We start from the raw sequence: 25,379 nt of genomic DNA on the forward strand, positions 1-25,379 counted from the left end.
ATACTTACTGTCTCAGCTTACTTGCTCTACGGGATGAAAGACATGCATCATCCATTTACCAATATCCTCAAATCCAAGTCGTTTATAAATACTTCCAGCTTCAGGATTATCGTAGAAGAGGCACAGCATTTTTCCTTCTGCTAATAATTCGTGGCAGAGCTTTGTCATACATATACTCGCATATCCTTGTTTCTTATAGTCAGGGTGGGTGCAGACTCCGACCACCATAGCGGACATGGAATTCTCAGCTGTAGTGGAAGCACATGAAAGCACCTCACGATCATTTTTAATAAAATAAGTGCGTGCAGAGCCGTTTTGAAGACCTCTTTTCATACTGTCCTCTCGACTGTTGTCCATTTCAAACTCTGGGATGAGACTGTGAAGCATAGTAATTGAAGGAATATCACCTAATTTGGCACGCTGAACATTTTTGGTGTCTGCCTTTTGATCCAAATAAGCTGTTGTCTCACACTTGGCATAATACAATGTTCTCGTTTTTGGTGCTGGATGCTGAATGTGAGAAAGGATCTGGCTCGTAATAGACTGCAGCCCGGATAGTTGCATGAAGTCAGTGTCTTCATTGATAATTTCTGCAAATGCCGGGGCATCGAATTCTCCTTCTGCATAGCAGATGTAGTTATTATGGTATTTTAATAAAATAGCGATTAATTGCTGATTATCATCAAATTCGCCCCATAATTTCTGGAAATCCTGTTCATATCCAAAATTCTCAATATCTCCAATAATAAATAAGTTTTCCGCAGGTCTTTTCGCTAATAATTGCTGACAGGCCTGATCATCAGCTTCATGCAGCCTTCGTATCAATTCCAATCCCCTCCTTTATGTAAATTGTTATTTATTGTACCAAAACTTTCTAAAAAAACAATATTTTTATTATGGCAGCCACTCGTAAGGATCTTAAAAAAATTCTACAGCCGCTGTAATTTTTTCTGATTGGGTCAAACTAAAGAGTACAGGAGGGATTAGCTTTGAAGCAGGTTTGGATAATTATTATGGCAGCTATGTTTATCGTCAGTGGTTCAAACATAGGAGAAGCGAAAAGTCACTATAAAATTAAACATAAAGATCAAATTACGCATGATTGGGAAATACATGTGGATTATCCTTTATTTGATCAACTGGAGGATAAGGATTTACAGCAGGAGGTCAATACAAAAATTGTCCAAAAACTTGAAGATACCTTTCGAGATGTAAAAAGGGGAGCGAGCGACTTAATGGGGATGCCCGTTCTTTACTATGAAGAAACAGGGGTTTACAGAGAGAAGGACCTATACTCGGTCGTCATGACCTCCCATATTTCGCGTGGAGAACAATACAACTCTACGGTTACTTCTGTAAATTTTGAAAACAAGGATCATGGAAAGGTGGTTCCGCTAAATAAACTGGTCGACATGAAGAAGTTAAACCAGCGCGTTCAGAAAGTCATCGCTCAGGAACCTGACACCTACAACAAAGATAAATTCACCAAAGTAAGAGATAATACGGCTTTTTACGTCGCGGATGATCAGCTGTTTTTAATATTTAACAAATATGAAATAGCGGCAGGTGTGCATGGTACACCTGAGATTCAAATTCCTTTAAATGGAATAGAATTGGAGCAAGCGGATGAAACGAATGCTCCGTTTCCTTCCTTCACATTAAATTATCCACAAACTATTCAATCGGTGAACAGGTAGTTAACAGACTTACCCACTATATTAACAGGGTTGTGGATAATTTTTATCCACAGGTAAAAAGAAGGGAAATGAAAAAGCATAAGCACTGCTTATGCTTCTAACATTTCCTCATTTTGTTCTTGTTCTCCGTAGTAGTGGAACATATATTGTTCTTTCGTAATGACAAACAAGTCATAGATATCTTCTTTCCGGTTCACCCAGGAGTGGATGTCAGGATAAGATTCGTTTCCTAAGGTTACATAAGGAATTTTAAGAGCAGCTTTCATGGATCTTACGTTGGTTCTTCTAATTTTCATGAAAATAGCTTCAATGCCCAGCTGGAAGAACGTTTCTTCAAAGAAGGCTTCTTTAGCTATCTGGTTGTAACCTTTTCCAAAATATGGCCTGCCGAGCCAGGTGGCAAGAAAACCCATTTGGGAATCAATATCAAAAAGGTTGATGGTTCCGATCGGCTGTCCCCATTCATCAAGGATGGTACGTGAAATTAATTCACCCCGATCTTCTGCTTCTATGGTTTGCTTCGTCAAAAAGTAAAACTCGTCACTCGACGAAGCTTTATGACGGACATAGGGAAAAACTTCTGGGTGGCTCATCAATTCAAAAAGGACCGGGGCATCATGTAAATCACGTTTTTTTAGCATAAAAAATCCCTCCTTGATTAAAGGAGGGTGATCTAAACCGCGCGGGAAAATAACGCTGAATAGTAGGCTCAGACCACCCTCGAATTTTTATCAATTGCTCACAAAAATTCGGGGTGGGAATCGAACCCACTAGAACCAGGATATCCCCTGGTGGCGCACCATTTGCCTTCCCTAGCTAATACAGCATCATCTAGATTTATAATAATCGATTTTCTCAAAAAAGTGAATAAAAATTTTGTAAAATCCATATTAATTTTTTGAGTGAAATATGTTCTATTTATGAACTGGAAAGAACAGTATAAACCGCCAGTCTCTCCGTATATTCCTGCGCTTCATCATCGTAAGGACCCGTGCAGGTAATCAGGTTCAAAGCCTTCTCATTCGTAGGGCCGAATAATTCACGAATCGGGGAATCGTCCAATGGATGAGCCACGACTTTCTGAACGGTATACGTCAGTTTCTCTCCGTCTTTTCCTTCTACATAGATTGAATCCCCCGCTTTAAGGTCTTTTAAATCGTAAAAGACAGCAGGACCGTTCCGCCCATCTACGTGTCCAGCTATAACAGAATTTCCGGTAGCTCCCGGTTTCGTGCCGGGCTCGAACCAGCCTACTTCTGTCACACTGTTAGGGACAGCCATTCCGCCTTGCTCCGTGTATCCCTGTGGTGCAATAGGAGCATCGACATCGATAGAAGGAATGGTTAGTCGGACTGGAATTATTCCTTCTGCTCCATCTGTGGGAGCCATCACTGCCGGTTCATAATTTTTTTTGATCGGAGCTTTTTCCAAAACATCTTCCGACTGAGTACTTACTTTATTATCGATCGTTTCCGCTTGAGTTATAGTTGGTTCAGGTGAATTAGAAAGAACCCTGGTTTCCTCAGAGGGTTCATCTTTAAGCAGTTGAAAGCTTAGGACAAATACGAGGAAACCCAGGGTTATAGGATATACAATTCTTCTCATAATTAAGCTTCAGATCGTTTGCGGAAAACGATGAATCCAGCACCCATAGCCATTACTCCGAATGCAGCGGCAAGCAGCATAGCATTAGAACCAGAATCAGCTGTTCCACCGAATCCTGTTTCTGGCATTTCAGAAGGCATAGCAGCGGAATCTTGAAGGAGTAGAACTTCAGGACTGTCGGCTGTACCTACCGCAAAAGCACTATACACTTTACCAGCTTCTACTGTAGTTCCAGAAAGATCAATCAATTGGGTGCCATCAGTGGTACGTACTTCAAGGTCGTATGTTCCAGGCTCTAACTCTTTATAATCGGTTACCATTGGGAATTCAGCACCTGCAAATAGGGCTTCGCCACCAATAGGACCTACATCAACGGCTGGAGCTCCAGGAATGAAGTGTCCTACACGAACTTTAGCCATTTCTTCTGTTGCTTCCATAGAATCTTCAATAGCTTTTAATTCAAGACTTTCTAAGTTATTGATGGCAGCAGCTGTATAAGCTTTACCAGCTTCTACCGTTACATCTGCAGAAATAACAGCGTCCTGTTCACCTTTGGTACCAGCTGCATAAATTTCTACCGTATGTTCTCCCGCAGGAAGTTCCATGTAATCCGTCGCAGCTTTAAATTCAGCACCTTCCACAACAGCGTTTCCATCTACGTAGACGTCAACAGCAGGGGCATCAGGGGAAGCGTGAAGGACACGAACCATAGCCATATCTCCATGATGATCGGCGAATACTGCAGGCGCAAATACTCCCAAAGCTAAGACAAAAGCAGCCAAAGAGGATAGTAGTTTTTTCATTTTTCCACTCCTTAAGATTTTTTTATATAAAATTGCCGATTAGCGGCAACTTATATCGAAGGGGATATGACGAAGTTTATCAAACATTGTACAATTGTTATACATACATCATATACACCATTTTGCTAATTTTCAAACTAATTGATGTGCTCAATGTGTTTTACTAAAAAGTTTCTATCAAATCTCCGTGTTAATTATTAAACATAAGCTCCCTTTTCTGTAAGACTCAGTTTCGAGATAATTCGGGTCCGTTGCAAACATTAGATGAGGGCGGCTACGGAAACAACTCGCTTTCCTGCGGGGGAACTGGCAAGCCTCCTCAGTCGTTAACACTCCTTGTGGGGTCTCACCTAGCTCCTTCTCCCGCGGGAGTCTCGTCGTTTCCTCCGCCACCCCAACGATATCTAGTGAACGGACCTTTCCAGAAGAGGAAAGTTCTTCTCCTTAATCTGCATTAAATGCTTTTATAACAGGCTATCGTGCATCGTTACATCCTGAAAACAGGTGTAAAACCATACGTCTTAATTCCACATCAAGCAGGTATGTTTGATGTGATTTCGAGCATCTGATTTGGCCAGGTCCGGAGGGGGAAGATGAAGACTCCTAGGTTAAAAGCGGAAGCACCTTGGTCAGCGTCGTATGGACTGGACTGAGCTGGCGGAGATAAAGAAAACACGAAGAGCGGAGCGATTCGATGTTGCCTTATCGTACAGAAGTGAGGGAAGTCTCACTAGACGCTAGGTGCTGGAGCTGGATAGCTCTCCATGTCGTTTATGTTCTGATATTTGAATAAGACAAAATAAAGTGTAAGAACAGGATGAACATGATCGGTTAGACCCCGGAGAGCTTTAGCTCGAGGAGGCTCAGCACAAGGGATGTTCGACTAAGACCGCCACGTCCTGTGGCAACGTCGAACGACCCTGCGTCGTGCAGGGCCGCGGAAAGCGAAATCGTCCCCCGTAGGACCTTCACGGCAAACCAATATCTCGAAACTGAGTCTTCAACTAAACGGCCCTTTAGCGTAATAAGTCTCTAATAGAAAACAATAATAATCTTTAACAGAGACATTGCAACAAACACAAAAAAACACCGGTAGATTATACCGGTGTTAGCATTTGTTACTATTCTTGAAAATATACCATTTTTCCATCAATCATGGTCCAGATAGGCTGAGATAGATATTCAAAAGGATGGCCGCTCCATAAAACTAAATCAGCGTCCTTGCCTTTTTCAATGGAACCTACACGGTCATCCACTCCCAGGTTTTTTGCAGGGGTGATCGTAATTCCTCTTAGTGCATCCTCAATTTCCATTCCTTCACGAGCAGCAAGTGCTGCGCATATATTCAAATATTGAATAGGTGTATAAGGGTGATCGGTGGTAATCGATACTTTTATGCCGTGATCATGCAATATCTTATAAGTCTGCCACGTTTTATTACGCAGTTCGATTTTAGAGGCCCGGGTGAAAGTAGGACCTACCGAGACCTGTAAATCTCTAAAGGCAAGCTGGTCTGCGATCAAGTGGCCTTCTGTACAATGTTCAATTCTGAGATCCAAATTGAATTCTTCTGCAAAACGAACGGCTGTCATAATATCATCCGCGCGGTGCGCGTGAATTCTGACCGGGATTTCTCTGTTCAGAGCTTTCAGAATGGGCTTGACTCTTAAGTCAGGTTCCGGTTCTTTCATAGCTGCATAAAACGTTTCACGGAGTTTCCCCATTATTCCAAGGCGTGTAATCGAAGCATTTTTCGATTGGGAGTGGATCCGTTTCGGGTTTTCGCCCAGCGCCAGCTTTAAACCGGCTATTTCTTTAAGGATCATCCCGTTTATCGTATGCCCGACCGTTTTGATGACCGCTGTCGTGCCTCCGATCATATTCGCGCTTCCCGGCATAATATGTGCGGTGGTTACACCGGCCTTTCGAGCTGAGAAGAAGGCGGGATCTAAAGGATGAGCGCCGTCAATCGCCCGTAAATGCGGAGTAATTGCTTCAATGGTTTCATTGGCATCACTGCCTGCCCATCCTGTTCCTTCATCATACAGTCCTAAATGAGTGTGAACATCTATAAACCCTGGATATAAATCCATCCCTTTTCCATCAATATACTCGGCTTGTTCTGGCAGAGGGATGTCCCTGCCATAATCATTAATTTTTCCATCCACAATGTGCAATTTTGCATCCTTAATTGAAGCAGAGGTGACAGGGTGGATGGTAACATTCGTAATAACGGTATTCATTCAACATACAGCCTTTCAAGTAGTATTACTAACTATTATACTGGAATTTATTAGTTTAGAGCACAAAAAGAACGAAGCTTTTTAAAACTTCGTCTTTTTGTGTCTCTTTATTGTTGCACAATGGATTGAAGGGCGGGCTTTAAATCAGGGTATTTGAACGTGTATCCATGTGCGAGCGCTTTTTTAGGAATGACGGACTGACCATCTAATAGTAATATACTCATTTCACCGAGGGCACCTTTTAGAGCGAAAGAGGGAGCGGTCAACCAATGAGGTCGATTCATCACTTCACCAAGTGTCTTTCCGAAATCTTTATTTCTGGAAGGGTTTGGAGCCGTGCCGTTCACAGGACCTTGTAAATCAGAATCGTGAATAGCGAAATCAATCAGTCCGGCAACGTCATCCACATGAATCCACGACATCCACTGTTCGCCTGAGCCAACATTGCCGCCAACCATTAGTTTGTAAGGGATCATCATTTTAGGTAAAGCACCTTCTTCGCCCAGGACAATACCAAAGCGTACATAAACCGTTCGGACTCCTTTTTCCTTAGCTTGAGAAGCTCGTTCTTCCCATTCGGTAACTACATTAGCCAGGAAGTCATTTCCAGGGGTTGTCGTTTCTTCCGTAAAGGTCTTCGTTTTAGAACGTCCATAGTAACCAACAGCGGAGGCATTCACCAGGACCTGAGGTTTTTCAGGTAGTTGGTCAATCAAATCGAGTACGCCTTCTGTAGCTTGAATACGGCTGTCGAGAATAGAACGCTTTCTTTCCTCTGTCCAGCGGCCGCTGTTCAAGGATTCTCCCGCTAAATTTACGATGGCATCAATCTTAGGCAGATGTTTTTCGGGATGATGCTCATCTTTTAACCAGCCTACATGGGTGATTTGACTCGTATCCTGATGCTTCTCGGGACTACGGGTCAATATGTAAACGTGGTGTCCATTTTCAGCCAAGTGGTTGGATAAGTGACTGCCTACAAAACCTGTTCCTCCGGTAACGGCTATGTTCATAAATAATTCCTCCTTCAAATACTTTCGTTCCCATTATTTTACTAAATGGTTTTCGTAAAAGCGATTCTTTTCGCTGAACGGTAAATCCAAATCATGCTAAACTATGAAGAAAAGGGAGAGTTAGAATGGCGAAACTTACAAAGATTACGACTCAAAAGAAAAATAAAGGACGCTACAATATCTTTTTAGATTATGGTCAAGGGGAGGCTTACGGATTCAGTGTCAGTGAAGATATTCTGATCCAATACCATCTCCAAAAGAATATGGAACTGGATGAATCGACCATTCAAGCGATGATTCAAACAGACACGATCCATAAATCCTATACCCTTGCCATCAACTATTTAAGCTATCGAATGCGTTCAGAGAAGGAAATCAGAGATTATTTAGATGAGAAAGAGGTAGATGAAGAGCACATTGATGAGATTGTCTCCCGTTTATATAAGGAAAAACTGCTTGATGACCAGGAGTTTGCCAATTCATTGGTGCGAACGCGTGTCCTGACCTCAAGCAAGGGACCGCTTCTTGTAAAAAAGGAACTGATTGAAAAAGGAGTCCAGGCTTCTCAGGCAGACGCTGCTCTTGAACACTATCCTTTCGATGATCAATACAGTAAAGCTATGAAATTCGCTGAAAAGAAGTTAAAAAGCGATAAGAAGAAATCCGCTCGCCAGCAGATTCAAAATGTCCAGCAGACCCTAATGCAAAAAGGCTTTAGCGGAGACGTTGTAAAAGAAGTCTTATCTGACCTACCAGAGGAAGAAAGTGAAGATGAGCAGTGGGAAGCGGTCGTTTACCAGGGAGAGAAGTTACTCCGTAAATTTGCCCATAAAGCAGAAGGGTATGAATTAAAACAAAAGATTAAGACAGGTTTATACCGTAAAGGATTTTCATTTGATCTAATTGAACGGTTTTTAGATGAATATGTGGAAGAGTAAGTAGATTATTTCAGTACTGGTTTGTTGAAAAACCCATTTCTACGTGAGGATTGTTTTCAGATTGTTATGATTTGCTGAAGGGGATGATTAGGTGAAAATAGCGAAAAAGATTGTACTAATAGCTTCAATTGCCCTGTTCATTTTTTTCTTGGTATCAATAATAGCAGACTGGAATATAGGTAATTTTCCTTTATTATTGCTAGCTTTGACAGTAGTCACTTCAGGAATCATTTCAATTAAGGAAGGATCAAAAGTAGAAGGGTATGTAAATTCAGTACTCGCTGGACTGCTGTTAATAGTGTCTAGTTTGGGATTATTCTTATAATATATGGTGGCCAAAGCGGTCGCCTTTTTATTTTTCTATCATGAAAAAATAGAATTGTAGAAAATGTAGGAAACGAATATCCAGATAGCGAGGAGAGAGGTAATATAAACATCGATTGGAAGGAACTTTTTAAAGAGCTCATATTTTTTTGGAAAGATCTAGATACAGGTGAATTTAGGTGGATAGGTTTCATAACAGAACTCCCTCTTTTAATTTGCACTATTTATTTTACAATTTCCTTAATTGTCTGGTTTATTGGTTTGTTGTGAACTAACTATTTTTTTACCGGTTGTTTTATAAACTCTAAATTCCTCTTTATAAAATGAAAAAAGCAGAAGGTGGTCCCTTACTACTGTTAGAAATCAAACCAAAGTAAATAAGTTATTCAACAATAGGGCCGGACTGTGGAAGACTCCGTTTCGAGATATATTAGGTCCGTTGCTGATAAGGAGTGAAAGGACCCTTCTATAAGAGAGGTAATCGTTCTGGCTCAGCCTTAAACCCTTATATATCAGGGGTTGTACACTTAAATAAGCTAGATACTCTTTTGCTCTTCAGTTAATTTTAGTAGGCAGTTTTGGTGGATTTCGAGTTTCTTATTCGGCCAGGTCCGGAGGGGGACGATGTAGACTCCTGGGGGATAAACATGATCAGTGAGACCCCGGAAGGCTTTAGCCTGAGGAGGCTCACCTCATGCCCACGGAAAGCGAAATCGTCCCCCGCAGGACCTTCCACTCAACAAATATCTCGAAATCAAGTCTTCAAGTAATGGGAACTTTTCTATAAGAATTAATTTAGTTATTTAATTGAGGGCATAAGAAAAAAGTGCTTGATTAACTTAAAAATAATTTTCGTGTATACTATATAAAGGTGACAAAAGTGCTATGACAATACGGAGGAGACCTATGATTTATAAGCGATATACATACCAGATAAGACCTGAACAATATGAACCTTGCACACGTTTCTTTCACGAATACATATTGCCCGCTCAATTAGGACATGGCGCACGTCTAATTGGGAGGTATGTAACAACGGCTCGCGATGAAATTACTTCTATATGGGAGTATGATTCCTATGAGGCCTGCGAAAGAATTACAGAAAACATGCAGGCCTCCGAACTTTACCATAAAGCCTCCCAGAGAAAAGAAGAATTAAGTCCGCTCTTTGAGCACCTCAAAGAAGACTTTATTGAAAGTACTGGAGATTACCATTTCACTAAGCATATCGTATCGGTTTCTGCCTACATCACCAATGAAAAGGGAGAGTTGCTGCTTGTGAAAAACGAACACCGGAATGATACATATGAAATGCCAGGGGGAAGAATGGAAAAAGAGGAAAGTCTGGAAGGAGCGATCCGGAGAGAAATTTATGAAGAAACGGGAATCCATGCTCACATAGACGGGATTACAGGGGTTTACCACAATATGAGTCAGGGAATCGTGTGCATTGTTTTTAAAGGAAGGTATGAGAGTGGGCACTTGAAAATCTGTCCTGGTGAGACAGAAGAGGTCATGTTTCAGGATTTATCAGAAGTAGAATTAACCGAATTGGTAACAAGAGATCAATTTATAACCAGAATCAAAGACGCCAGGGATAGACAAGGGGTAGCGGTTGAAAGTTACTATGTAAGACCGTATGAACTTCTCCACCGAATGGAACAATAATAAAAGCTGCTGACTAATAAAACGTCAGCAGCTTTTAATCTTATAATAATCCTTTTTTCTCTAAATCTTCAATCGCTTCATGCACATGGTCTACAACTGTGTTGGCTTTCTCCTGGACCTCTGGATGAGCTGTGGACATCACATAGTTATGAGGCGTAAGCTCGAACATGGGCAGATCGTTGAATGAATCTCCAACGCAAGCGACTTCGTGAGGATGGATTCCCAGTTCGGCGATTAGTGAATGCAGTCCGCTGCCTTTATTAATGGACTTTGGCATAATATCAACACAAGTCTCATGGGAAATAAAGCTGTCTGTTCTTTCACCAAAAGCTTCATCGATCCTCTTGTAGGCGGCGATCACGTCGTTTTCTTTCCCGTGCAGAGTAATTTTCGACGGTGCGATGGTTGTACCGAACTGGTCGGCCATTTGAGGTTCAACAATAATGTCATGAAACAATTGTTCAGAAATCTTATCAATCCATTCATTGTGTTCCTTTGTAAAGGTTTTATCAGAAGTTGAAACAGTCTTTATCATAGGCTCTTGTTCAATGTGGTTCATAACCTTTCTGGCCAGCTCGCCTTCAAACGTTTTAGAATGAATGTGGCCGTCCGATTCATTGAAAACAAAAGCACCATTTTGACTAATGCGGTGTCCCGGCACTTTGAGACGGCTCAGGACTTCTTTTATTTCATGGTCCATGCGTCCGGAGGCTACCGTAAGAGGAGTACCTTGTTCGACCATCCGTCTCAGCGCGTCTATATCTTCATTTTTAATATAGTGGTCCATTCCGAGTAATGTCCCATCAAGATCACTGACAAACAGTTTAATCATGGATGAGGCTCCTTTCCTTTATCCTACCTGTAATACTTTTTTACACCCTAATGATTGTACATGACGAAAGCGCTTTTAGACAAAGGAAAATATCTGATCGATAGGAATCTTGTAAAATAAACTTAAGAACTATAGGATAGAGAAACAACCACTTGAAACCGTTTTATAATAAATTTGAAATACTTGGAACTTAAGGAGGGAGGATAGGATGGAGCAAAACGTCGTTATCAAGAAAGTTTTAAATAATAATGTGATTATTGCCGAGCATCCTTCCTATGAGGAAGTCGTATTAATTGGAAAAGGGATTGGATTTAATCGAAAAAAAGATGATTCGGTTTCCTTCAACAAAGCGGATAAGACTTTCCTTTTGAGTAATGAAAAGGAAAAGCAGCAATATGTTGATCTGGTTCCGCACATCGACGAAGAACTCATCGATTTTACGAATGATATCTTGTTTCACATCGAAAAAAGGATGGGGGAAGAGCTGAACCAGCACATCCACGTGGCTCTTACGGATCACTTAGCTTTTGCGATTAATCGGGCCAAGAAAAACATGCAGTTTTCCAACCCTTTCCTTCAGGAGATTGAATCGCTTTACCCTAAGGAATACCAGATCGCTATGGAAGTCGTAACCATGATTTATGACAAATTGGGTATACAATTCCCGGAAGGCGAGATTGGATTTATTGCGCTTCACATTCATAGTGCGGTCACGGATAAAACGCTGCGGGAAATTAATCGCCATAACCAACTGATCAACCAGTTAGTTCAGTTGGTCGAAGATACGATGAAGGTCACGATTGATAAGAAAAGTATTGATTATCACCGCCTGGTCCAGCATTTGCACCGGGCCATTGATCGCGTTCATCAGGGAGAAAGTGTTGGGGAAGAAATTAAACTCGCAAACATGTTGAAAGAAGAATACCCAGTGTGCTATAATTTAGCTTGGAAGTTGATAAAAGTGATGCAAAAGTGGCTCAAGAAGCCAGTAGATGAATCAGAAGCTATATATCTGACGATTCATTTACAACGATTAACCCATAAATCCTAACGTTACGTGTTACTGACACGATCAGGCATGAGTATCGGAAGATTTCGCGGTTATCATAAGGGTGTAGTGTACCCAATGATAACTGATTAATCTTCTATACTCATGCCTTTTTTATTGCTCTTTTGGAATGAGACGCGTCCTATGTGACGCTTTCATTTTTAAAATAAATGTAACCGTTTTATCTGTTAGGAAGCGGAGTCAGTTTTGGATCACAATTTATAATTAAGGAGGAAATCACATGTTCAAAAATGCTTTTGGAACGTTGCAAAAAGTAGGTAAAGCCCTTATGACGCCTGTAGCTTTGCTGCCGGCTGCCGGGATCCTGCTTGCTTTTGGTACAAGCTTTGCTCAGGACAGCTTTGTTGAAAAAGTACCTTATTTTGGCACCCCATGGGTTCAAACCTTGTTAGAGGTTATGGCTGAAGCGGGTGGTGTAGTCTTTGATAACTTACCGCTCTTATTCGCGGTGGGGGTTGCGATTGGATTAGCTAAGGGTGACGGGGTCGCCGGATTAGCCGCTATTATTGGTTACTTAATTATGAACGTCGTTATGGGTGTACTCGGAAACGTGGACGCTGACATGACCTCAGAGCCTGCATACGCGGAAGTGCTCGGTATTCCTACCTTACAGACCGGGGTCTTTGGAGGGATTATAGTCGGGATACTCGCCGCCTTCCTGTATAATAAGTACTTTAATATTGAATTACCTCAGTTTTTAGGATTCTTTGCAGGAAAACGATTTGTTCCGATTATCACAGCTTTTACGTCTTTATTTTTAGGTATCATTATGCTTTGGGTATGGCCATTTGCACAGGCTGGATTAAATGGTTTGTCCCACTTAATGCTTGAAGGAAACCAGACGATTTCGGCTTTCTTCTTTGGTTTAATTGAAAGATCATTAATTCCTTTTGGTCTTCACCACATTTTCTATTCACCATTCTGGTTTGAATTTGGAAGCTATACCAATGAAGCTGGAGAAATTATTCGCGGTGACCAGACGATTTTCTTTGAACAGCTTAAAGATGGAGTCGATTTCACAGCAGGAACATTTATGGTTGGTAAGTTCCCGTTTATGATGTTCGGGCTTCCAGCTGCAGCGCTCGCGATTTATCATACGGCGAAACCTGGACGTAAAAAAGTTGTCGGCGGTATTATGGCTTCTGCTGCGCTAACTTCTTTCTTAACAGGAATTACAGAGCCGATCGAATTCTCATTCTTGTTCGTAGCTCCTGTCTTGTTTGGTATTCACGCTGTATTCGCCGGCCTTTCTTTCATGACTATGGAAATCTTAGGAGTGAAAATCGGCCAGACTTTCTCAGGCGGACTGATTGACTTTATCCTATTTGGAGTTCTTCCAAACCGTACAGACTGGTGGTGGGTCATCATCGTCGGACTGATCTTCGCTGTGATTTACTACTTTGGCTTCCGTTGGGCGATTCTTAAGTTTAATTTAGCTACGCCGGGACGTGAAGATGAAGCGGATGACGAAGAAGATCAAGGTGAAGTAGGAGATCTACCATATGAAATTCTGCAAGCTATGGGTGGTCAGGAAAATATTTCTCACTTAGATGCTTGTATTACACGACTACGCGTTTCCGTAAACGATAAAGAGAATGTAAATAAAAATAGACTTAAGAAACTTGGTGCTTCCGGGGTTATGGAAGTAGGAAACAATATTCAGGCGATCTTCGGTCCAGTTTCCGATACGCTTCGTGGACAGATGCAGGACATTATTGATGGCAAGACGCCTCGTTCCCGTGAAGATGTCGCAGAAATTGTAAATGAGGAAAAAGCCGCTCAAGCCCCTGTATCAAAAGGTGAACTTAACTTCGTCAGCCCGATAAAAGGTAAAGTTATGCCGATTACAGAGGTGCCTGATCAAGTGTTCTCTGGTAAGATGATGGGGGATGGCTTTGCAATTGACCCGCAAGATGGTAAGATAGTTTCGCCGGTAAACGGTAAAATCCTTAATATTTTCCCTACCAAACATGCGATTGGGTTAGAAGCCGAGAACGGAATGGAAATTCTTGTTCACATCGGAATCGATACCGTAAGCTTGAAGGGAGAAGGCTTTACAGCACTTATTTCCGAAGGCGATGAAGTGAAACAAGGTCAGGCGATAATGGAAGTGGATTTAGATTACATTAGAAATAATGCTGCATCCGCTATTACGCCGATTGTATTCACCAATTTAGCCGAAGAGCAAGAAGTCCGTGTCAAAGCCTCTGGAGAAGTGCAGCATAACGATCCAGATATTATTGAGATTACAAAATAATATTTAAAAAAGGAGAGATCGTCATGAAGGAACATTCGATGAAAATAACTGCGGCTGACGGCGTACACGCTCGTCCAGCGACAGCACTTGTCCAAGTAGCTGGAAAGTATCAATCTGAAGTAAACCTTGAGTATAAAGGAAAATCCGTTAACATGAAATCCATTATGGGTGTAATGTCCTTGGGTATTCCAAACGGTGCAGAAATCAAATTCACCGCTGAAGGTTCTGACGAAGACGAAGCTGTAGAAGCTGTTGCAGCTAAAGCTAAAGAAGAAGGTCTTGGCGAGTAAGACTTGATAAAGAAGAAGCTGGTCCATTGGGCCAGCTTCTTTATTTGTATCTGATTTTTTATCTTTAACTAAGGGGAGATAATGACTTATTTGCGGGCGACCCACGGCCCGATTAAGGTGATGAACGGCCCAATCGCAGGTGGCACGGCCCAATTCTGCTAGAACCACGGTGATATAAAATATGATTTCAATAAAAAACCTCGCAAAATGCGAGGTAAGTTAGAAGCTTACTGGTCGATAATAATTTCTTTTCGTCCATCATCTTCGTTATAAATTTGTTCAGCTACGCCTTCAGGCCCCTTTAGCTGATCGGGATTGGAGACGTGAGTGGACTCCTTCCAGAAAGGTGTATTCATGCCGCCCATAAAGACGGAAGTGGCGTTCAAAGGCTCTTCTTCCCACTCTTTTTGCAGACTCTCTGTAAATCCTTTAACGGCAAATTTACTGGCACAATAGACACTTTCATTTTTCTTCCCGCGCAGTCCGGCCGTAGAGATAATGTTCAGTACTCGTCCATTTGCTTCCTTTAGTTTAGGATAGGCGGCTTGTGTCACTAACATGGTACCGCGGACATTTGTCGTCCACATGTCATCCATTTGCTGTTTCGTGTACGTATGGAGTTCGCCAAATATTCCAAGCCCGGCATTATTAATCAGGACATCTAAATCATCGACCTGTCGTAATGCCTCTGAAATAGAGGCTGGTTCCGTCACATCACAGACAATAGCTTCTGCCTGTCCTCCTTTTTCTTCAATTTCACTCTGTACTACTAATAACTTTTTCTCTGTGCGCCCGGTAACGATGACTCTGTATCCGGCAGATCCGTACTGGTGGGCCAATGCCCTGCCTAGTCCTGATCCGGCGCCAGTAATGAATACGGTACTCATGAACCTCTCTCCTTGATTATCTTTTGTATATCATTATTCATTGTGAAGAAAGCCTGATAAAATGTAAAGAAAGGCGTAACATCCTTTTAGTATGTAAGGTTTTGAGGAGGAATAGAATGGAACGTCGATTTAGTGATATGAGTCAGGAAGAATTAAGGCAGGAAATTGCTGACTTGACGGAGAAAGCGCAGAAAGCTGAACAATTCGGCATGGTTAATGAGTTTGCGGTACATGAGCGTAAAATCATCATGGCTAAATCATATATGATTAACCCGGGGGACTTTGGACCGGGGGAACTTTATGAAATCGAAGGTGATCCTGAGAACACTTTTTATATTCAATATATGAACGGAGTATTTGCATGGGGATACCGCCGCAATCAAGCCGGCGTTAAAGTGACGGAAGAATCAGAAGAGGCTCTTCCAATATCCATGTTAGGACAAAAAATAGAGAATTAGAAAAAACAGCGCGCGAATGATCGCGCGCTGCTTTTTTACATGCGTTTTTTAGCTTGAACTTCAGTAATGATATCAGACTGCGTTTGTTCTGTTTCGCCATTTACTTTATTACTTAAGTGCTTAACCCCTCTATGAGCGTAGAAAGGCGATGCACTTGGTCTAAAGTTTTTCTTACCCACGGCGATTCCTCCCGATTTGGTTAACGTCACGTTCTCTGGACTTAGCCGCCCGCTCTTGCGGCTGGTTATTAATGGTTCCATTTGGACGTAAAGCGAGCATATCGCTTTGATCATCCGGTGAGTGTGTCATTTTTACATTCGGAAAGTTTTTAGACTTATTACGCATTGGATACCCTCCTGTGGTCCCTTTGTGGGGGACAATTATAGTATGTGCAGGTGCGTAGTAAGTATGTGATACAATGAGGTTGTAATCCTTGGTAAAGTTGAGGTGAACCACACAATGAATGAAATATTTGAGCGATTAGCTGATCAGCTCTATTATAAAAACGGTCATATGACGATAGAAGAAGCAAGAACCTGGGTGGAGTTACTATGGGAAGATTTTGATTCCACAAGGGCAAAGGCCGGGTACGATTATCAAGGAAAGCAAGTGACTGAACAGATTGTTACACGCTGGATTGAAAACTATGGACCCAAACTTCATGAATATGTCGCTACAAATCCTAAATACCAGGAACTTTTTGAGAAAAAAAGACGCATGCATTGATAAAGAAAAAGCCGTGCTGTTTGATAGCACGGCTTTTACATTGATTTTAACCTTTTGACTCAGGAATCGGACTAACCTTATTCTGAAGCTTTTCTTCCGTAAACACCCATCCGGTATAGGAATTTAATATCTTTAAGTCATCTCCATGTTCGTCATCAATCTGAACAAGGGCAACGAACGGATAGCGACCTTTAGAACGATAACGTAAATCAATAAAGCGTACCTCTGTGTATTCATCAAAATAGGTGATTTCATAGCGGTACACAGGAGAAAAGGATAAAAATGCTTTGATATTATGATCTGTTAAAGCCTTTTGCACCACAGGATCCTCATAATCAATCGGTTTATTTACGAATTTATCCAGTATGGTGATATGGCCGTTTTCGGCACGTCCTACATAATAATTCGTAGGTGTAGTTATCGCTATTCTCCAGATGTTCTGCTGGATGGTCGGAGATGTAGCAATTTGTTCGACCTGGTCGAAATTTTCATTAATTAATCGAACCATTTCCCGTTTATCAAAATACCGTTTGACATAGTAAACGGCGATGACAAAATAGATCAGGAGCCACATCAACCCAGGATCTGCACCAAGATTCCATGCTACAATTCCGGCAAGGTGCAGAATGAAAATATAAGGGTCAAATGTGTTGATAAATCCATAAGCCACCCACCTGTTGGTAAAGGGCCGGTAAGCCTGAGTTCCATATGCATTGAAAATATCCACAAAAACGTGCAAGATAACAGCTAGGAAAGTCCATAGCCATAGATGCAGAAAACTCACTTCAGGGGTGAATAAATAGATGAGGCTCGGAATACTGAGTCCCCACAAAAGAACCGCGGGAACGGAGTGGGTAATTCCTCTATGGTGTCTGATATAGGTCGCATTATCTTTTAACTTCAATACAGTATCACAATCGGGGGCTTGAGAACCTACTAAGGTCCCGATTAATACGGCATTGAATAAAGCAGGGTCGGATTGGACGACTGGATCAAGTGTAGCGATCCCTCCGAGTGCCACACCCATGACCACATGTGTGCCGGTGTCCATGCTGATTCCTCCTTTGGGCCAGCCATTCTACTAGTAGTTTATCACGAAGGAAGTTGATCCATGAAAAATTTAGAAAGAGTCCAGCAAATTATTCAAAATTTTGATCGAGAATTATTTAGACAGAATCTTATTCAATGGTTTAGAAATGAACAACGGGTTTTACCCTGGAGAGAGAACCAGGATCCTTACCGCGTGTGGGTATCAGAAATTATGCTCCAACAAACCCGTGTTGATACGGTCATTCCGTACTTTAATAACTTTTTGATGAAATTCCCAACGCTAGAAGCCCTGGCAGAAGCGGACGAACAGGAAGTGCTCAAGGCGTGGGAGGGTTTAGGTTACTATTCCCGAGCTAGAAATCTGCAAAACGCAGTAAGAGAAGTTGTTGAGGAATATCAAGGGGTGGTCCCTTCAGAGCCGGAAGAAATCGCAAAGTTAAAAGGTGTCGGCCCTTATACCAAAGGGGCGATATTAAGTATTGCCTATGACAAGCCTATTCCAGCTGTAGATGGAAATGTTATGCGGGTACTATCCCGGATTTTGCATGTAGAAGAAGATATTGCGAAACCAAGTACAAAAAAACTATTTGAAGAACTCATAACAGAACTGATTTCCCATGAAGATCCTTCTTCCTTTAATCAGGGTCTTATGGAGCTTGGGGCATTAGTATGTACTCCGAAAAATCCGTCCTGCCTGCTCTGTCCAATTCAGGATCAATGCCGCGCCTTTGAACAGGGGATCGAAGAGGAATTGCCGGTTAAATCCTCAAAGAAAAAACAAAAGAAAGCCCCTTATATGCTGCTGATGATTCAAAACAAGCAGGGGGAAGTCCTCATTGAACAAAGACCCTCAAGTGGTCTCCTCGCTTCATTGTGGCAGTATCCCATGGTACCACTTGCGGATGTAGACCGGGAATCAGCTCCGCATTGGTTTTATGGGGAATATGGTTTAACCATTGAATTAAAAGAAACGAAACAAACCATCAAGCATGTATTTTCTCATTTAATTTGGGAAATGGAAGTCGTAACAGCGGAAATCATCGGTGGTGAACTTGACCATGAGCGTGCCCGCTTTGTAACCCTGGATGAAAGGAACGACTATCCATTCCCCGTTTCCCACCAAAAAGCTCACAAGTACATTAATCTATAAATGTAGAAGCGTCGCTTGTCCAAACAGCTTCACGTTGTTTGAGACCTCCGCGGCGCTTTATTTCTTCATTTATTTCCCTCAATATGGTTACTCCTTCAGAATTTAGATATGGAGCGGTTTGAGATAAGGCATAATGGAAATAACCAAGCTCTCCATCCTGCCAATCCTGCTTTGATTCCATAGATAAACGCGTAAAATCTCTTCCTTCATACAATTGAAATCCCTCCTCGATTTACTTTATGTTGATTGGGTTGAAGCATACCCGTCAATAAAAGGAATTCAGGACTTTAGACACCCCGGAATGAATAATTAACACACTTGTAATAAAAATGTAATATGGTTTTGTGAATATAGTAGTACCAAAGGTTCAGAAGAATGTGTCGTGTTTTGTTTATGTTTAGGACTATTTACTTTTTTATCGATTTTGTGAATAATTAGTTTCAGAAAGTAGATCAAAAAATACATATGAAACAGAGGGATGAGGAATGGATAAAAAGAGATGGGCAGCAGCGGTCTGTAGCAGCTTAGCAGGTGCAGTGCTTTGGGGCACAGCCGTATTTGCAGAGGAAACTCACCAAGTAGAATCAGGAGATACCTTATGGAGAATAAGCCAAAAGTATGAGGCGTCCGTTACTCAGCTTAAATCATGGAATGATCTTCCATCCAATGTCATTTATGTGGGACAGCAATTAATTGTCGTCAAGACAAAGAACTCAACCATTGAAGACTCAGATTCTCCATCATCTTCAAGCGCTCGTAAATATACAGTTAAAAGTGGCGATTCTTTATGGGCGATTGCGAATAAGCACGGGATGTCTGTATCAGCATTAATGAATTTAAATCATCTTTCCAGCGCAACGATTTACCCCAATCAAAAATTAAAGGTAAGTGAAAGCTCCTCCCCTGACGATTCGGTTTCTTCATCCAATTTGACCACCCCAGAACCCGTATCCTCCTTTTCAAGTACAAATTTGATCAAGGAAGCTAAGAAATATTTAGGGACTCCTTATCAGTGGGGAGGAGAGTCCCCTTCAGGATTTGATTGCAGCGGTTTTCTCCAGTACGTTTTTGCTAAAGAGGGGATCCGTATTCCGAGAACAGTGGCTTCTATTTATACTCACTCCAGCTTAGAATCCGTGAGCCATTCTAATCGTCAGCCGGGAGACATCGTTTTTTTTGAGACGTACAAACCAGGAGCTTCTCATGCTGGGATATATCTTGGAAATAACCAATTTATTCATAGTGGATCTACATATGGCATATCCATTGCCACTCTAACCAGTAATTATTGGTCGTCCCGCTATATTGAAACAAAAAGAATAATGAATTAACAGCTTGGTACCAAAGGCGCTTCTATTCGAAGAGGCGTCTTTTTTCATGGAGCTGAAAAAAAATAATTCATTTTTAGAATGAAATCAGGGAGAAGTGTACACAATAATCTTTGCGGAGGTGATAAACATGGCTAAGCAACCAAAACAAAACAAAACAGCTGCTGGTACAGACAAAAAACACGTTAAACAACAAAACCAACAAGCTGCTCAACAAAATCAGAACCAACAATATGGTGCTGAATTTGCATCTCAAACAGATGCTCAACAAGTACGTGAGCAAAACCAACAATCTCAGGCTAAGAAAAAATAACCTGATTGATGGTTAAGGCTTGTCCAGGCTGTTTTATTAGCCTGTATCAATCCCCCGAATAAGAGAAGCCGCCAATTGGCGGCTTCTTTTTTACGTGAATTTTTAAAGAGGTTAATTATTTTCATTCCTTTCCAATTGTAGTTATAATAGACAGAAGGCATGATCGGATTACAATAGGGAAGGGGGATCAACATGCCCGGCCCAGAAGCAGGAAAGCGGATTGAAATTCAAAGTTACAAGCATAATGGATATCTCCATCGTGTTTGGGAAAGTACCACGGTTTTGAAGGGAACCCGCCATGTCGTTATTGGTGCCAATGATCGGACCACTGTCACCGAAAGTGATGGGCGGAGATGGACGACACGTGAGCCCGCGATCTGCTACTTTCACTCCAAATACTGGTTTAACATTATCGGTATGTTGAGAAATGATGGAGTATACTATTATTGCAATATCAGTTCTCCCTTTATTTATGAGGATGAAATGATTAAATACATTGATTACGATTTAGATATTAAAGTGTTTCCGGATATGACCTATAAACTTCTCGATGAGGATGAATATGAAATCCACAAACGTAGAATGAATTATCCTCATGTGCTGGATCGTATATTGTATAATAACGTAGAGATACTTATTCGCTGGATCCGCCAGAGGAAAGGACCATTTTCACCGGAATTTATTGATCAATGGTATGAACGCTATTTAACGTATAGGTAACGTCAGATGCGCACTTCTAGATAAGTGCGCATCCTTGTTGTTCGTAAGGTAAGGAAAGGAAAGGAAAGAAGGTGTTCGTTTGGACAGTATTAAACGCTATTTAAAATTTGTAAAACCCTATAAGGGAAAGATTATCATTACCGTTCTTATAGGTGTCGTAAAGTTTTCGATTCCATTATTAATGCCGTTAATTACGAAATATGTGATAGATGATATTATCAACGCGGATTCGCTGGCACAATCTGAAAAAATAGATCAGCTATTATGGTTGATGGGCGGGGCTTTTTTCGTGTTTATGATCATACGCCCGCCTATTGAATACATTCGTCAATATATGGCTCAGTGGATCGGAAGCAATATCCTTTATGATGTCAGGGAAAAGCTGTTTGATCATATTCAACGGCTCAGCCTGCGATTTTATTCAAAAACAAAGACAGGCGAAATTATTTCGCGTGTGATTCATGATGTGGAACAGACCAAAACATTCGTCATTACCGGCCTTATGAACATTTGGCTCGATATGTTTACGATTATCATTGCAATTATAATTATGCTTACGATGAATGTTTGGCTTACACTTGTTTCAATTGCCCTTTTCCCGTTATACGGTTTTGCGGTCAAGTATTTCTATGCCAGGCTCCGCCACTTAACCCGTGACCGTTCCCAGGCACTTGCTCAAGTCCAGGGTCACCTGCACGAACGCGTTCAGGGCATTCCGGTGACCCGAAGCTTTGCACTCGAGAATTATGAACAGGACCAATTCGATGTGCAGAATAAAAACTTTCTTGATAAGGCCATTACGCACACGAACTGGAATGCTTACACGTATTCTGTTACCAATACCATTACAGATCTGGCCCCGCTGCTTGTTATTGCCTTTGCGGGTTACCAGGTTATAACTGGTTCGCTAACTATTGGTACAATGGTTGCTTTCACCGGCTATATGGAACGGGTTTACAGCCCGCTCCGCCGTCTGGTTAATTCTGCGACCGTTCTAACTCAATCGATTGCCTCTATGGACCGTGTGTTTGAACTCGTCGACGAAAAATACGATATCGTGGATAAACCAGGGGCTAAGAAACTGGAGAAAGTAAAGGGTGACGTTTCAGTTGAAAATGTTTCCTTTAAATACGACGAAGGTGAACCGCTTGTACTGAATAACGTCAGTTTAGATGTAAAACAAGGAGAAACGGTTGCTTTTGTTGGAATGAGTGGTGGAGGTAAGTCCACCCTGATCAGCCTGATTCCTCGTTTTTATGATGTCACGGAAGGCAGAATCACGATAGATGGTATGGACATTCGGGATGTAGAGGCCCGTTCCTTACGAGATAAAGTTGGAATGGTGCTGCAGGATAACATTCTCTTTAGTGAATCCATCTCTATGAACATCCGTATGGGTAATCCTGATGCTACGGATGAAGAAGTGATTGAAGCGGCTAAAGCTGCGAATGCCCACGAGTTCATCTCGAATCTCTCGAACGGATACAATACACTAGTTGGAGAGCGCGGTATTAAATTATCAGGCGGCCAAAAACAACGGGTAGCGATCGCTCGTATTTTCTTGAAAAATCCACCGCTGCTCGTGCTGGATGAAGCGACCTCAGCTCTTGATCTGGAAAGCGAAAGTCTTATACAAGGTGCTTTAGAACGCCTCGCTTCAGATCGTACTACCTTTATCGTGGCTCACCGCCTTTCGACCATTACGCATGCGGATCGAATTGTGTTAATTGAAAATGGTGAAATTGTAGAGGTAGGTTCTCACCGTGAATTAATGGATAAACGAGGAAACTACTACAATCTATATCAAATGCAGGAACTGGATGATAAACCCGGTTCCAAGGAGTATTTACAAACTTAAAAGGTACCATTGAAAAGGGCTGAATCCTGCGGGGTTCAGCCCTTTTCTGTAATTTCTGATTGTGCTTGTGACGGTACTTTGTAATAATGACACTATTACTTCATACAGCCACAAGTTATTCGGAGGGGAGAGGAAAGCATGAGCATCGAAAATATTCTCATAGGAGTAGGATTGGTTTTCTTATTCTTACTGATTTTCGCTATCTCAGCAGGGAAAAAGTAACACGCGGCGGCATGTTGATTACATATAGCTCTTAAAAATTTTAGTAATCTTCAACTATAGGGCCGTTTAGTTGAAAACTCAGTTTCGAGATATTGGTTTGCCGTGAAGGTCCTGCGGGGGACGATTTCGCTTTCCGTGGGCATGTGCTGAGCCTCCTCAAGCTTCGCTTTCCGGGGTCTCACCGATCATGTTTATCCCACAGGAGTCTTCATCGTCCCCCTCCGGACCTTACTAAATCAGAATCTCGAAACCACATTAAACATCACCTGCTTGATGAGGCCTTAGACCATGTGGTTTTCTACCTATTCTCAGGATGTAAAGACCCGCAATAGTCTGTCACAAAAGCATTTCTTAAAGATGAAGGAGAACCTTTCTGTTCTAGAAGGTCCGTTCGCAGTATTATAGTTAGGTTGGTGGGGAAATGGCGAGACTCCCGTGGGAGAAGGATCTAGGTGAGACCCCACAAGGAGTGAAACGACTGAGGAGGCTCTTGGCCAAAAGGAGGATCGACTAAAGTCGCCACGTCCTGTGGCAACGTCGATCGACCCTACGTCATGTAGGGCCACAGGAAAGCGAGTTATTTCCCCCCCAACCCTTATCCATCTATCGTAACGCACCCATTTATCTCGAAACTGAGTCTTCAACAAACGGGAGCTTTACTTTAAAACCACCTTGGAGCTTTAAGGGAGGTTACATAAAAAAGCTCAGAGGGAAAATCCTCTGAGCTTTGTGCATGCGCGTATATCTTTATTTTTCTGTGGTTTGAATATAATCATTAGGGTGGTGGCTTTGGTAACTTTTTAGTAACCTTTTCAACTTCTCGAGCTGGTAGTGATATTCCATCAACTGGGAAGCTAAAGGTAGAAAGACCAGCTTATCCGGATTATTGGTCTTCTCGTACACATGCATCAGTCGCTCCACCAGGAGAGGAATATCGGGCTCCTCGATTTGACGCAGTCCCTGTTTATGTGTGCGTTTAATTCTGCCTTTCAAGCTGAGAACCAGTTTTTCATGAGCATTAATCAACTTGTCCAGTTCATGCACAAGGGCATCCTGGAAATCCTCCGGAATCTGCTCAATTTTGTGATCCAATCTGTAGAAAGCCTTCAATACATCGAAAGATTTCTTTGTCGTTGTAATCAACTGTCGGAAAAGCACCAGTTTTCTTCCTTTTGAAAAGCGTCTGCCTTTAAGGTAGGTTCGCTCTTCGGAATAAAGCAGGTACGTATGGTCTGTCCAGCGGAGATCATCCTGGATACGGACGATTTCATATTTCAATGCTGGTTCATCTGACAACTGCCGGGTGGTGACTCTGAGCCATTGAAGAATATCCGTCGTAGCCAAATCGATTTTCTTAAATAGCCGTGTTTCATAACGCGGTGGCAGAAACACTAGATTCACGATAAATGCAGCTAAAATTCCTAAGATCATGGAAGAAAAACGAGAACTCGCAAAGTACATAAATGTCTGATCGGTAGAGTCCATCAGGGCAATGACAGCCACGACCGCCAGAGCAACGGTGTTTTCATTCATTTTTAAAGTAGTCGTGAACCCAATGACGAGTATGATCGCAAACCCAACGACAAAGGGATCGTTCCCAAGGGTGAATACAGCAACTACTGCAATGAGAGCTCCAATGGTATTTCCCTGGAGCTGTTCGATTATGGATTGGTAAGATCGATAAATGGATGGCTGGATTGAAAAGACAACGGCAATGGCTGCAAGTAATGGGGAAATAAATCCAAAAAGGTTCCCAATATATAGAGCTATAGCTACAGCTAGTCCCGTTTTCATCATACGTGCGCCAAGTTTCATAGCAAACATCTTCCTTCAATTAAAATAAACAATGGATTTATTATAACGCATTTTATGTAGAATCGTACCCATATTTATTCCAAAATTAAAGAGAAAAAAGAATGGAAACAAAA

27 protein-coding genes are annotated in these 25,379 nt (G+C 41.8%); 14 read left to right on the plus strand and 13 right to left on the minus strand.

Annotation, left to right across the window (positions count from 1 at the left end):
* Positions 1–12: 12 nt before the first annotated feature.
* On the minus strand, positions 13–825 hold the full coding sequence (locus ACTWP7_RS02050; RefSeq protein ID WP_443121840.1) for a GNAT family N-acetyltransferase: 813 nt from the start codon (positions 823–825) through the stop codon (positions 13–15).
* Positions 826–989: 164 nt separating this feature from the next.
* Here ACTWP7_RS02050 and ACTWP7_RS02055 point away from each other — a divergent pair, with 164 nt between their 5' ends.
* Positions 990–1,697, plus strand: a complete 708-nt coding sequence (locus ACTWP7_RS02055; protein WP_443121841.1) for an RsiV family protein — start codon at positions 990–992, stop codon at positions 1,695–1,697.
* An 89-nt stretch (positions 1,698–1,786) separates the two neighbouring features.
* On the opposite strand, the gene ACTWP7_RS02060 is transcribed toward ACTWP7_RS02055, so the two are convergent.
* The 5 genes from ACTWP7_RS02060 to ACTWP7_RS02080 form a co-directional block, all read right to left on the minus strand.
* Positions 1,787–2,338: a GNAT family N-acetyltransferase gene (locus tag ACTWP7_RS02060; protein WP_443121842.1), complete on the minus strand. Its 552-nt coding sequence runs from the start codon at positions 2,336–2,338 to the stop codon at positions 1,787–1,789.
* A gap of 277 nt (positions 2,339–2,615) precedes the next feature.
* Positions 2,616–3,302 (minus strand): class F sortase, encoded by a 687-nt coding sequence (locus ACTWP7_RS02065; protein WP_443121843.1) that lies wholly within the window; start codon positions 3,300–3,302, stop codon positions 2,616–2,618.
* A gap of 2 nt (positions 3,303–3,304) precedes the next feature.
* On the minus strand, positions 3,305–4,105 hold the full coding sequence (locus ACTWP7_RS02070; protein WP_443121844.1) for a DUF4397 domain-containing protein: 801 nt from the start codon (positions 4,103–4,105) through the stop codon (positions 3,305–3,307).
* 1,121 nt (positions 4,106–5,226) lie between these two features.
* Positions 5,227–6,348, minus strand: a complete 1,122-nt coding sequence (locus ACTWP7_RS02075) for an amidohydrolase (RefSeq protein WP_443121845.1) — start codon at positions 6,346–6,348, stop codon at positions 5,227–5,229.
* A 107-nt stretch (positions 6,349–6,455) separates the two neighbouring features.
* Positions 6,456–7,361 carry a TIGR01777 family oxidoreductase gene (locus tag ACTWP7_RS02080; protein ID WP_443121846.1) on the minus strand — a complete coding sequence of 302 codons (906 nt, stop codon included), beginning with the start codon at positions 7,359–7,361 and terminating at the stop codon, positions 6,456–6,458.
* Between the two features lie 125 nt (positions 7,362–7,486).
* On the opposite strand from ACTWP7_RS02080, the gene recX reads away from it, so the two are divergent.
* From recX to ACTWP7_RS02095, 3 genes are all read left to right on the plus strand, one after another.
* Entirely contained in the window at positions 7,487–8,299 is an 813-nt protein-coding gene (gene recX / locus ACTWP7_RS02085) for a recombination regulator RecX (RefSeq protein ID WP_014642306.1), read from the plus strand.
* A gap of 91 nt (positions 8,300–8,390) precedes the next feature.
* A complete protein-coding gene (locus tag ACTWP7_RS02090; protein WP_443121847.1) occupies positions 8,391–8,624 on the plus strand; it encodes a hypothetical protein in 234 nt (77 codons plus the stop codon).
* Between the two features lie 905 nt (positions 8,625–9,529).
* Complete coding sequence (locus tag ACTWP7_RS02095) at positions 9,530–10,291, plus strand: NUDIX hydrolase (protein WP_443121848.1); 762 nt, start codon at positions 9,530–9,532, stop codon at positions 10,289–10,291.
* A gap of 40 nt (positions 10,292–10,331) precedes the next feature.
* Here the strand turns inward: ACTWP7_RS02095 and ACTWP7_RS02100 are convergent, their stop codons facing one another.
* The gene (locus ACTWP7_RS02100; RefSeq protein WP_443121849.1) at positions 10,332–11,123 is read right to left on the minus strand and encodes an HAD family hydrolase; all 792 of its coding nucleotides are present in this window, start codon (positions 11,121–11,123) and stop codon (positions 10,332–10,334) included.
* A gap of 208 nt (positions 11,124–11,331) precedes the next feature.
* On the opposite strand from ACTWP7_RS02100, the gene glcT reads away from it, so the two are divergent.
* The 3 genes from glcT (at position 11,332) to ACTWP7_RS02115 (ending at position 14,739) form a co-directional block, all read left to right on the plus strand.
* Positions 11,332–12,174, plus strand: coding sequence for a glucose PTS transporter transcription antiterminator GlcT (gene glcT, locus ACTWP7_RS02105; protein ID WP_014642310.1), 843 nt, complete (start codon positions 11,332–11,334; stop codon positions 12,172–12,174).
* A 238-nt stretch (positions 12,175–12,412) separates the two neighbouring features.
* On the plus strand, positions 12,413–14,449 hold the full coding sequence (gene ptsG / locus ACTWP7_RS02110) for a glucose-specific PTS transporter subunit IIBC (protein WP_443121850.1): 2,037 nt from the start codon (positions 12,413–12,415) through the stop codon (positions 14,447–14,449).
* 23 nt (positions 14,450–14,472) lie between these two features.
* Positions 14,473–14,739: a phosphocarrier protein HPr gene (locus tag ACTWP7_RS02115; RefSeq protein ID WP_014642312.1), complete on the plus strand. Its 267-nt coding sequence runs from the start codon at positions 14,473–14,475 to the stop codon at positions 14,737–14,739.
* Between the two features lie 227 nt (positions 14,740–14,966).
* On the opposite strand, the gene ACTWP7_RS02120 is transcribed toward ACTWP7_RS02115, so the two are convergent.
* Positions 14,967–15,626, minus strand: a complete 660-nt coding sequence (locus ACTWP7_RS02120) for an SDR family NAD(P)-dependent oxidoreductase (RefSeq protein WP_443121851.1) — start codon at positions 15,624–15,626, stop codon at positions 14,967–14,969.
* A 116-nt stretch (positions 15,627–15,742) separates the two neighbouring features.
* Between ACTWP7_RS02120 and ACTWP7_RS02125 the strand changes: the two genes are divergently transcribed.
* Entirely contained in the window at positions 15,743–16,084 is a 342-nt protein-coding gene (locus ACTWP7_RS02125) for a YfhH family protein (protein ID WP_443121852.1), read from the plus strand.
* A 35-nt stretch (positions 16,085–16,119) separates the two neighbouring features.
* On the opposite strand, the gene ACTWP7_RS02130 is transcribed toward ACTWP7_RS02125, so the two are convergent.
* On the minus strand, positions 16,120–16,263 hold the full coding sequence (locus tag ACTWP7_RS02130) for a YpzG family protein (protein WP_158512348.1): 144 nt from the start codon (positions 16,261–16,263) through the stop codon (positions 16,120–16,122).
* A complete protein-coding gene (gene sspK, locus ACTWP7_RS02135) occupies positions 16,256–16,429 on the minus strand; it encodes a small acid-soluble spore protein K (protein WP_087946046.1) in 174 nt (57 codons plus the stop codon). The genes ACTWP7_RS02130 and sspK overlap by 8 nt, the downstream gene beginning before the upstream one ends.
* 114 nt (positions 16,430–16,543) lie before the next feature.
* Between sspK and ACTWP7_RS02140 the strand changes: the two genes are divergently transcribed.
* Complete coding sequence (locus tag ACTWP7_RS02140; protein ID WP_014642315.1) at positions 16,544–16,810, plus strand: YfhJ family protein; 267 nt, start codon at positions 16,544–16,546, stop codon at positions 16,808–16,810.
* Positions 16,811–16,856: 46 nt separating this feature from the next.
* On the opposite strand, the gene ACTWP7_RS02145 is transcribed toward ACTWP7_RS02140, so the two are convergent.
* On the minus strand, positions 16,857–17,861 hold the full coding sequence (locus ACTWP7_RS02145) for a metal-dependent hydrolase (RefSeq protein ID WP_443121853.1): 1,005 nt from the start codon (positions 17,859–17,861) through the stop codon (positions 16,857–16,859).
* 60 nt (positions 17,862–17,921) lie between these two features.
* On the opposite strand from ACTWP7_RS02145, the gene mutY reads away from it, so the two are divergent.
* Positions 17,922–19,010, plus strand: a complete 1,089-nt coding sequence (gene mutY / locus ACTWP7_RS02150) for an A/G-specific adenine glycosylase (protein ID WP_443121854.1) — start codon at positions 17,922–17,924, stop codon at positions 19,008–19,010.
* Here the strand turns inward: mutY and ACTWP7_RS02155 are convergent.
* Positions 19,000–19,224, minus strand: a complete 225-nt coding sequence (locus ACTWP7_RS02155) for a hypothetical protein (RefSeq protein ID WP_014642318.1) — start codon at positions 19,222–19,224, stop codon at positions 19,000–19,002. The genes mutY and ACTWP7_RS02155 overlap by 11 nt on opposite strands.
* A gap of 271 nt (positions 19,225–19,495) precedes the next feature.
* On the opposite strand from ACTWP7_RS02155, the gene ACTWP7_RS02160 reads away from it, so the two are divergent.
* The 4 genes from ACTWP7_RS02160 to ACTWP7_RS02175 all read left to right on the plus strand — a co-directional run bounded on the left by ACTWP7_RS02160 (position 19,496) and on the right by ACTWP7_RS02175 (position 23,229).
* A complete protein-coding gene (locus ACTWP7_RS02160; protein ID WP_443121855.1) occupies positions 19,496–20,341 on the plus strand; it encodes a LysM peptidoglycan-binding domain-containing protein in 846 nt (281 codons plus the stop codon).
* 127 nt (positions 20,342–20,468) lie between these two features.
* Positions 20,469–20,651 carry a gamma-type small acid-soluble spore protein gene (locus tag ACTWP7_RS02165; RefSeq protein ID WP_014642320.1) on the plus strand — a complete coding sequence of 61 codons (183 nt, stop codon included), beginning with the start codon at positions 20,469–20,471 and terminating at the stop codon, positions 20,649–20,651.
* Between the two features lie 192 nt (positions 20,652–20,843).
* Entirely contained in the window at positions 20,844–21,371 is a 528-nt protein-coding gene (gene ntdP, locus ACTWP7_RS02170; protein WP_443121856.1) for a nucleoside tri-diphosphate phosphatase, read from the plus strand.
* A 79-nt stretch (positions 21,372–21,450) separates the two neighbouring features.
* Positions 21,451–23,229 (plus strand): ABC transporter ATP-binding protein, encoded by a 1,779-nt coding sequence (locus ACTWP7_RS02175; RefSeq protein WP_443121857.1) that lies wholly within the window; start codon positions 21,451–21,453, stop codon positions 23,227–23,229.
* Between the two features lie 969 nt (positions 23,230–24,198).
* Here ACTWP7_RS02175 and ACTWP7_RS02180 read toward each other — a convergent pair.
* Entirely contained in the window at positions 24,199–25,266 is a 1,068-nt protein-coding gene (locus ACTWP7_RS02180; protein ID WP_443121858.1) for an FUSC family protein, read from the minus strand.
* Between the last annotated feature and the right edge of the window lie 113 nt (positions 25,267–25,379).

This window comes from Halobacillus sp. B29, from assembly GCF_052246755.1.
Lineage (GTDB): Bacteria > Bacillota > Bacilli > Bacillales > Halobacillaceae > Halobacillus > Halobacillus halophilus.

Bases quoted from the DNA above. Each gene is read 5' to 3' on its own strand.
- ACTWP7_RS02060 (WP_443121842.1), bottom strand. From the start codon at position 2,338: ATGCTAAAAAAACGTGATTTACATGATGCCCCGGTCCTTTTTGAATTG.
- ACTWP7_RS02065 (WP_443121843.1), bottom strand. From the start codon at position 3,302: ATGAGAAGAATTGTATATCCTATAACCCTGGGTTTCCTCGTATTTGTC.
- ACTWP7_RS02070 (WP_443121844.1), bottom strand. From the start codon at position 4,105: ATGAAAAAACTACTATCCTCTTTGGCTGCTTTTGTCTTAGCTTTGGGA.
- ACTWP7_RS02075 (WP_443121845.1), bottom strand. From the start codon at position 6,348: ATGAATACCGTTATTACGAATGTTACCATCCACCCTGTCACCTCTGCT.
- ACTWP7_RS02080 (WP_443121846.1), bottom strand. From the start codon at position 7,361: ATGAACATAGCCGTTACCGGAGGAACAGGTTTTGTAGGCAGTCACTTA.
- recX (WP_014642306.1), top strand. From the start codon at position 7,487: ATGGCGAAACTTACAAAGATTACGACTCAAAAGAAAAATAAAGGACGC.
- ACTWP7_RS02095 (WP_443121848.1), top strand. From the start codon at position 9,530: ATGATTTATAAGCGATATACATACCAGATAAGACCTGAACAATATGAA.
- ACTWP7_RS02100 (WP_443121849.1), bottom strand. From the start codon at position 11,123: ATGATTAAACTGTTTGTCAGTGATCTTGATGGGACATTACTCGGAATG.
- glcT (WP_014642310.1), top strand. From the start codon at position 11,332: ATGGAGCAAAACGTCGTTATCAAGAAAGTTTTAAATAATAATGTGATT.
- ptsG (WP_443121850.1), top strand. From the start codon at position 12,413: ATGTTCAAAAATGCTTTTGGAACGTTGCAAAAAGTAGGTAAAGCCCTT.
- ACTWP7_RS02115 (WP_014642312.1), top strand. From the start codon at position 14,473: ATGAAGGAACATTCGATGAAAATAACTGCGGCTGACGGCGTACACGCT.
- ACTWP7_RS02120 (WP_443121851.1), bottom strand. From the start codon at position 15,626: ATGAGTACCGTATTCATTACTGGCGCCGGATCAGGACTAGGCAGGGCA.
- ACTWP7_RS02125 (WP_443121852.1), top strand. From the start codon at position 15,743: ATGGAACGTCGATTTAGTGATATGAGTCAGGAAGAATTAAGGCAGGAA.
- sspK (WP_087946046.1), bottom strand. From the start codon at position 16,429: ATGCGTAATAAGTCTAAAAACTTTCCGAATGTAAAAATGACACACTCA.
- ACTWP7_RS02140 (WP_014642315.1), top strand. From the start codon at position 16,544: ATGAATGAAATATTTGAGCGATTAGCTGATCAGCTCTATTATAAAAAC.
- ACTWP7_RS02145 (WP_443121853.1), bottom strand. From the start codon at position 17,861: ATGGACACCGGCACACATGTGGTCATGGGTGTGGCACTCGGAGGGATC.
- mutY (WP_443121854.1), top strand. From the start codon at position 17,922: ATGAAAAATTTAGAAAGAGTCCAGCAAATTATTCAAAATTTTGATCGA.
- ACTWP7_RS02160 (WP_443121855.1), top strand. From the start codon at position 19,496: ATGGATAAAAAGAGATGGGCAGCAGCGGTCTGTAGCAGCTTAGCAGGT.
- ACTWP7_RS02165 (WP_014642320.1), top strand. From the start codon at position 20,469: ATGGCTAAGCAACCAAAACAAAACAAAACAGCTGCTGGTACAGACAAA.
- ntdP (WP_443121856.1), top strand. From the start codon at position 20,844: ATGCCCGGCCCAGAAGCAGGAAAGCGGATTGAAATTCAAAGTTACAAG.
- ACTWP7_RS02180 (WP_443121858.1), bottom strand. From the start codon at position 25,266: ATGAAACTTGGCGCACGTATGATGAAAACGGGACTAGCTGTAGCTATA.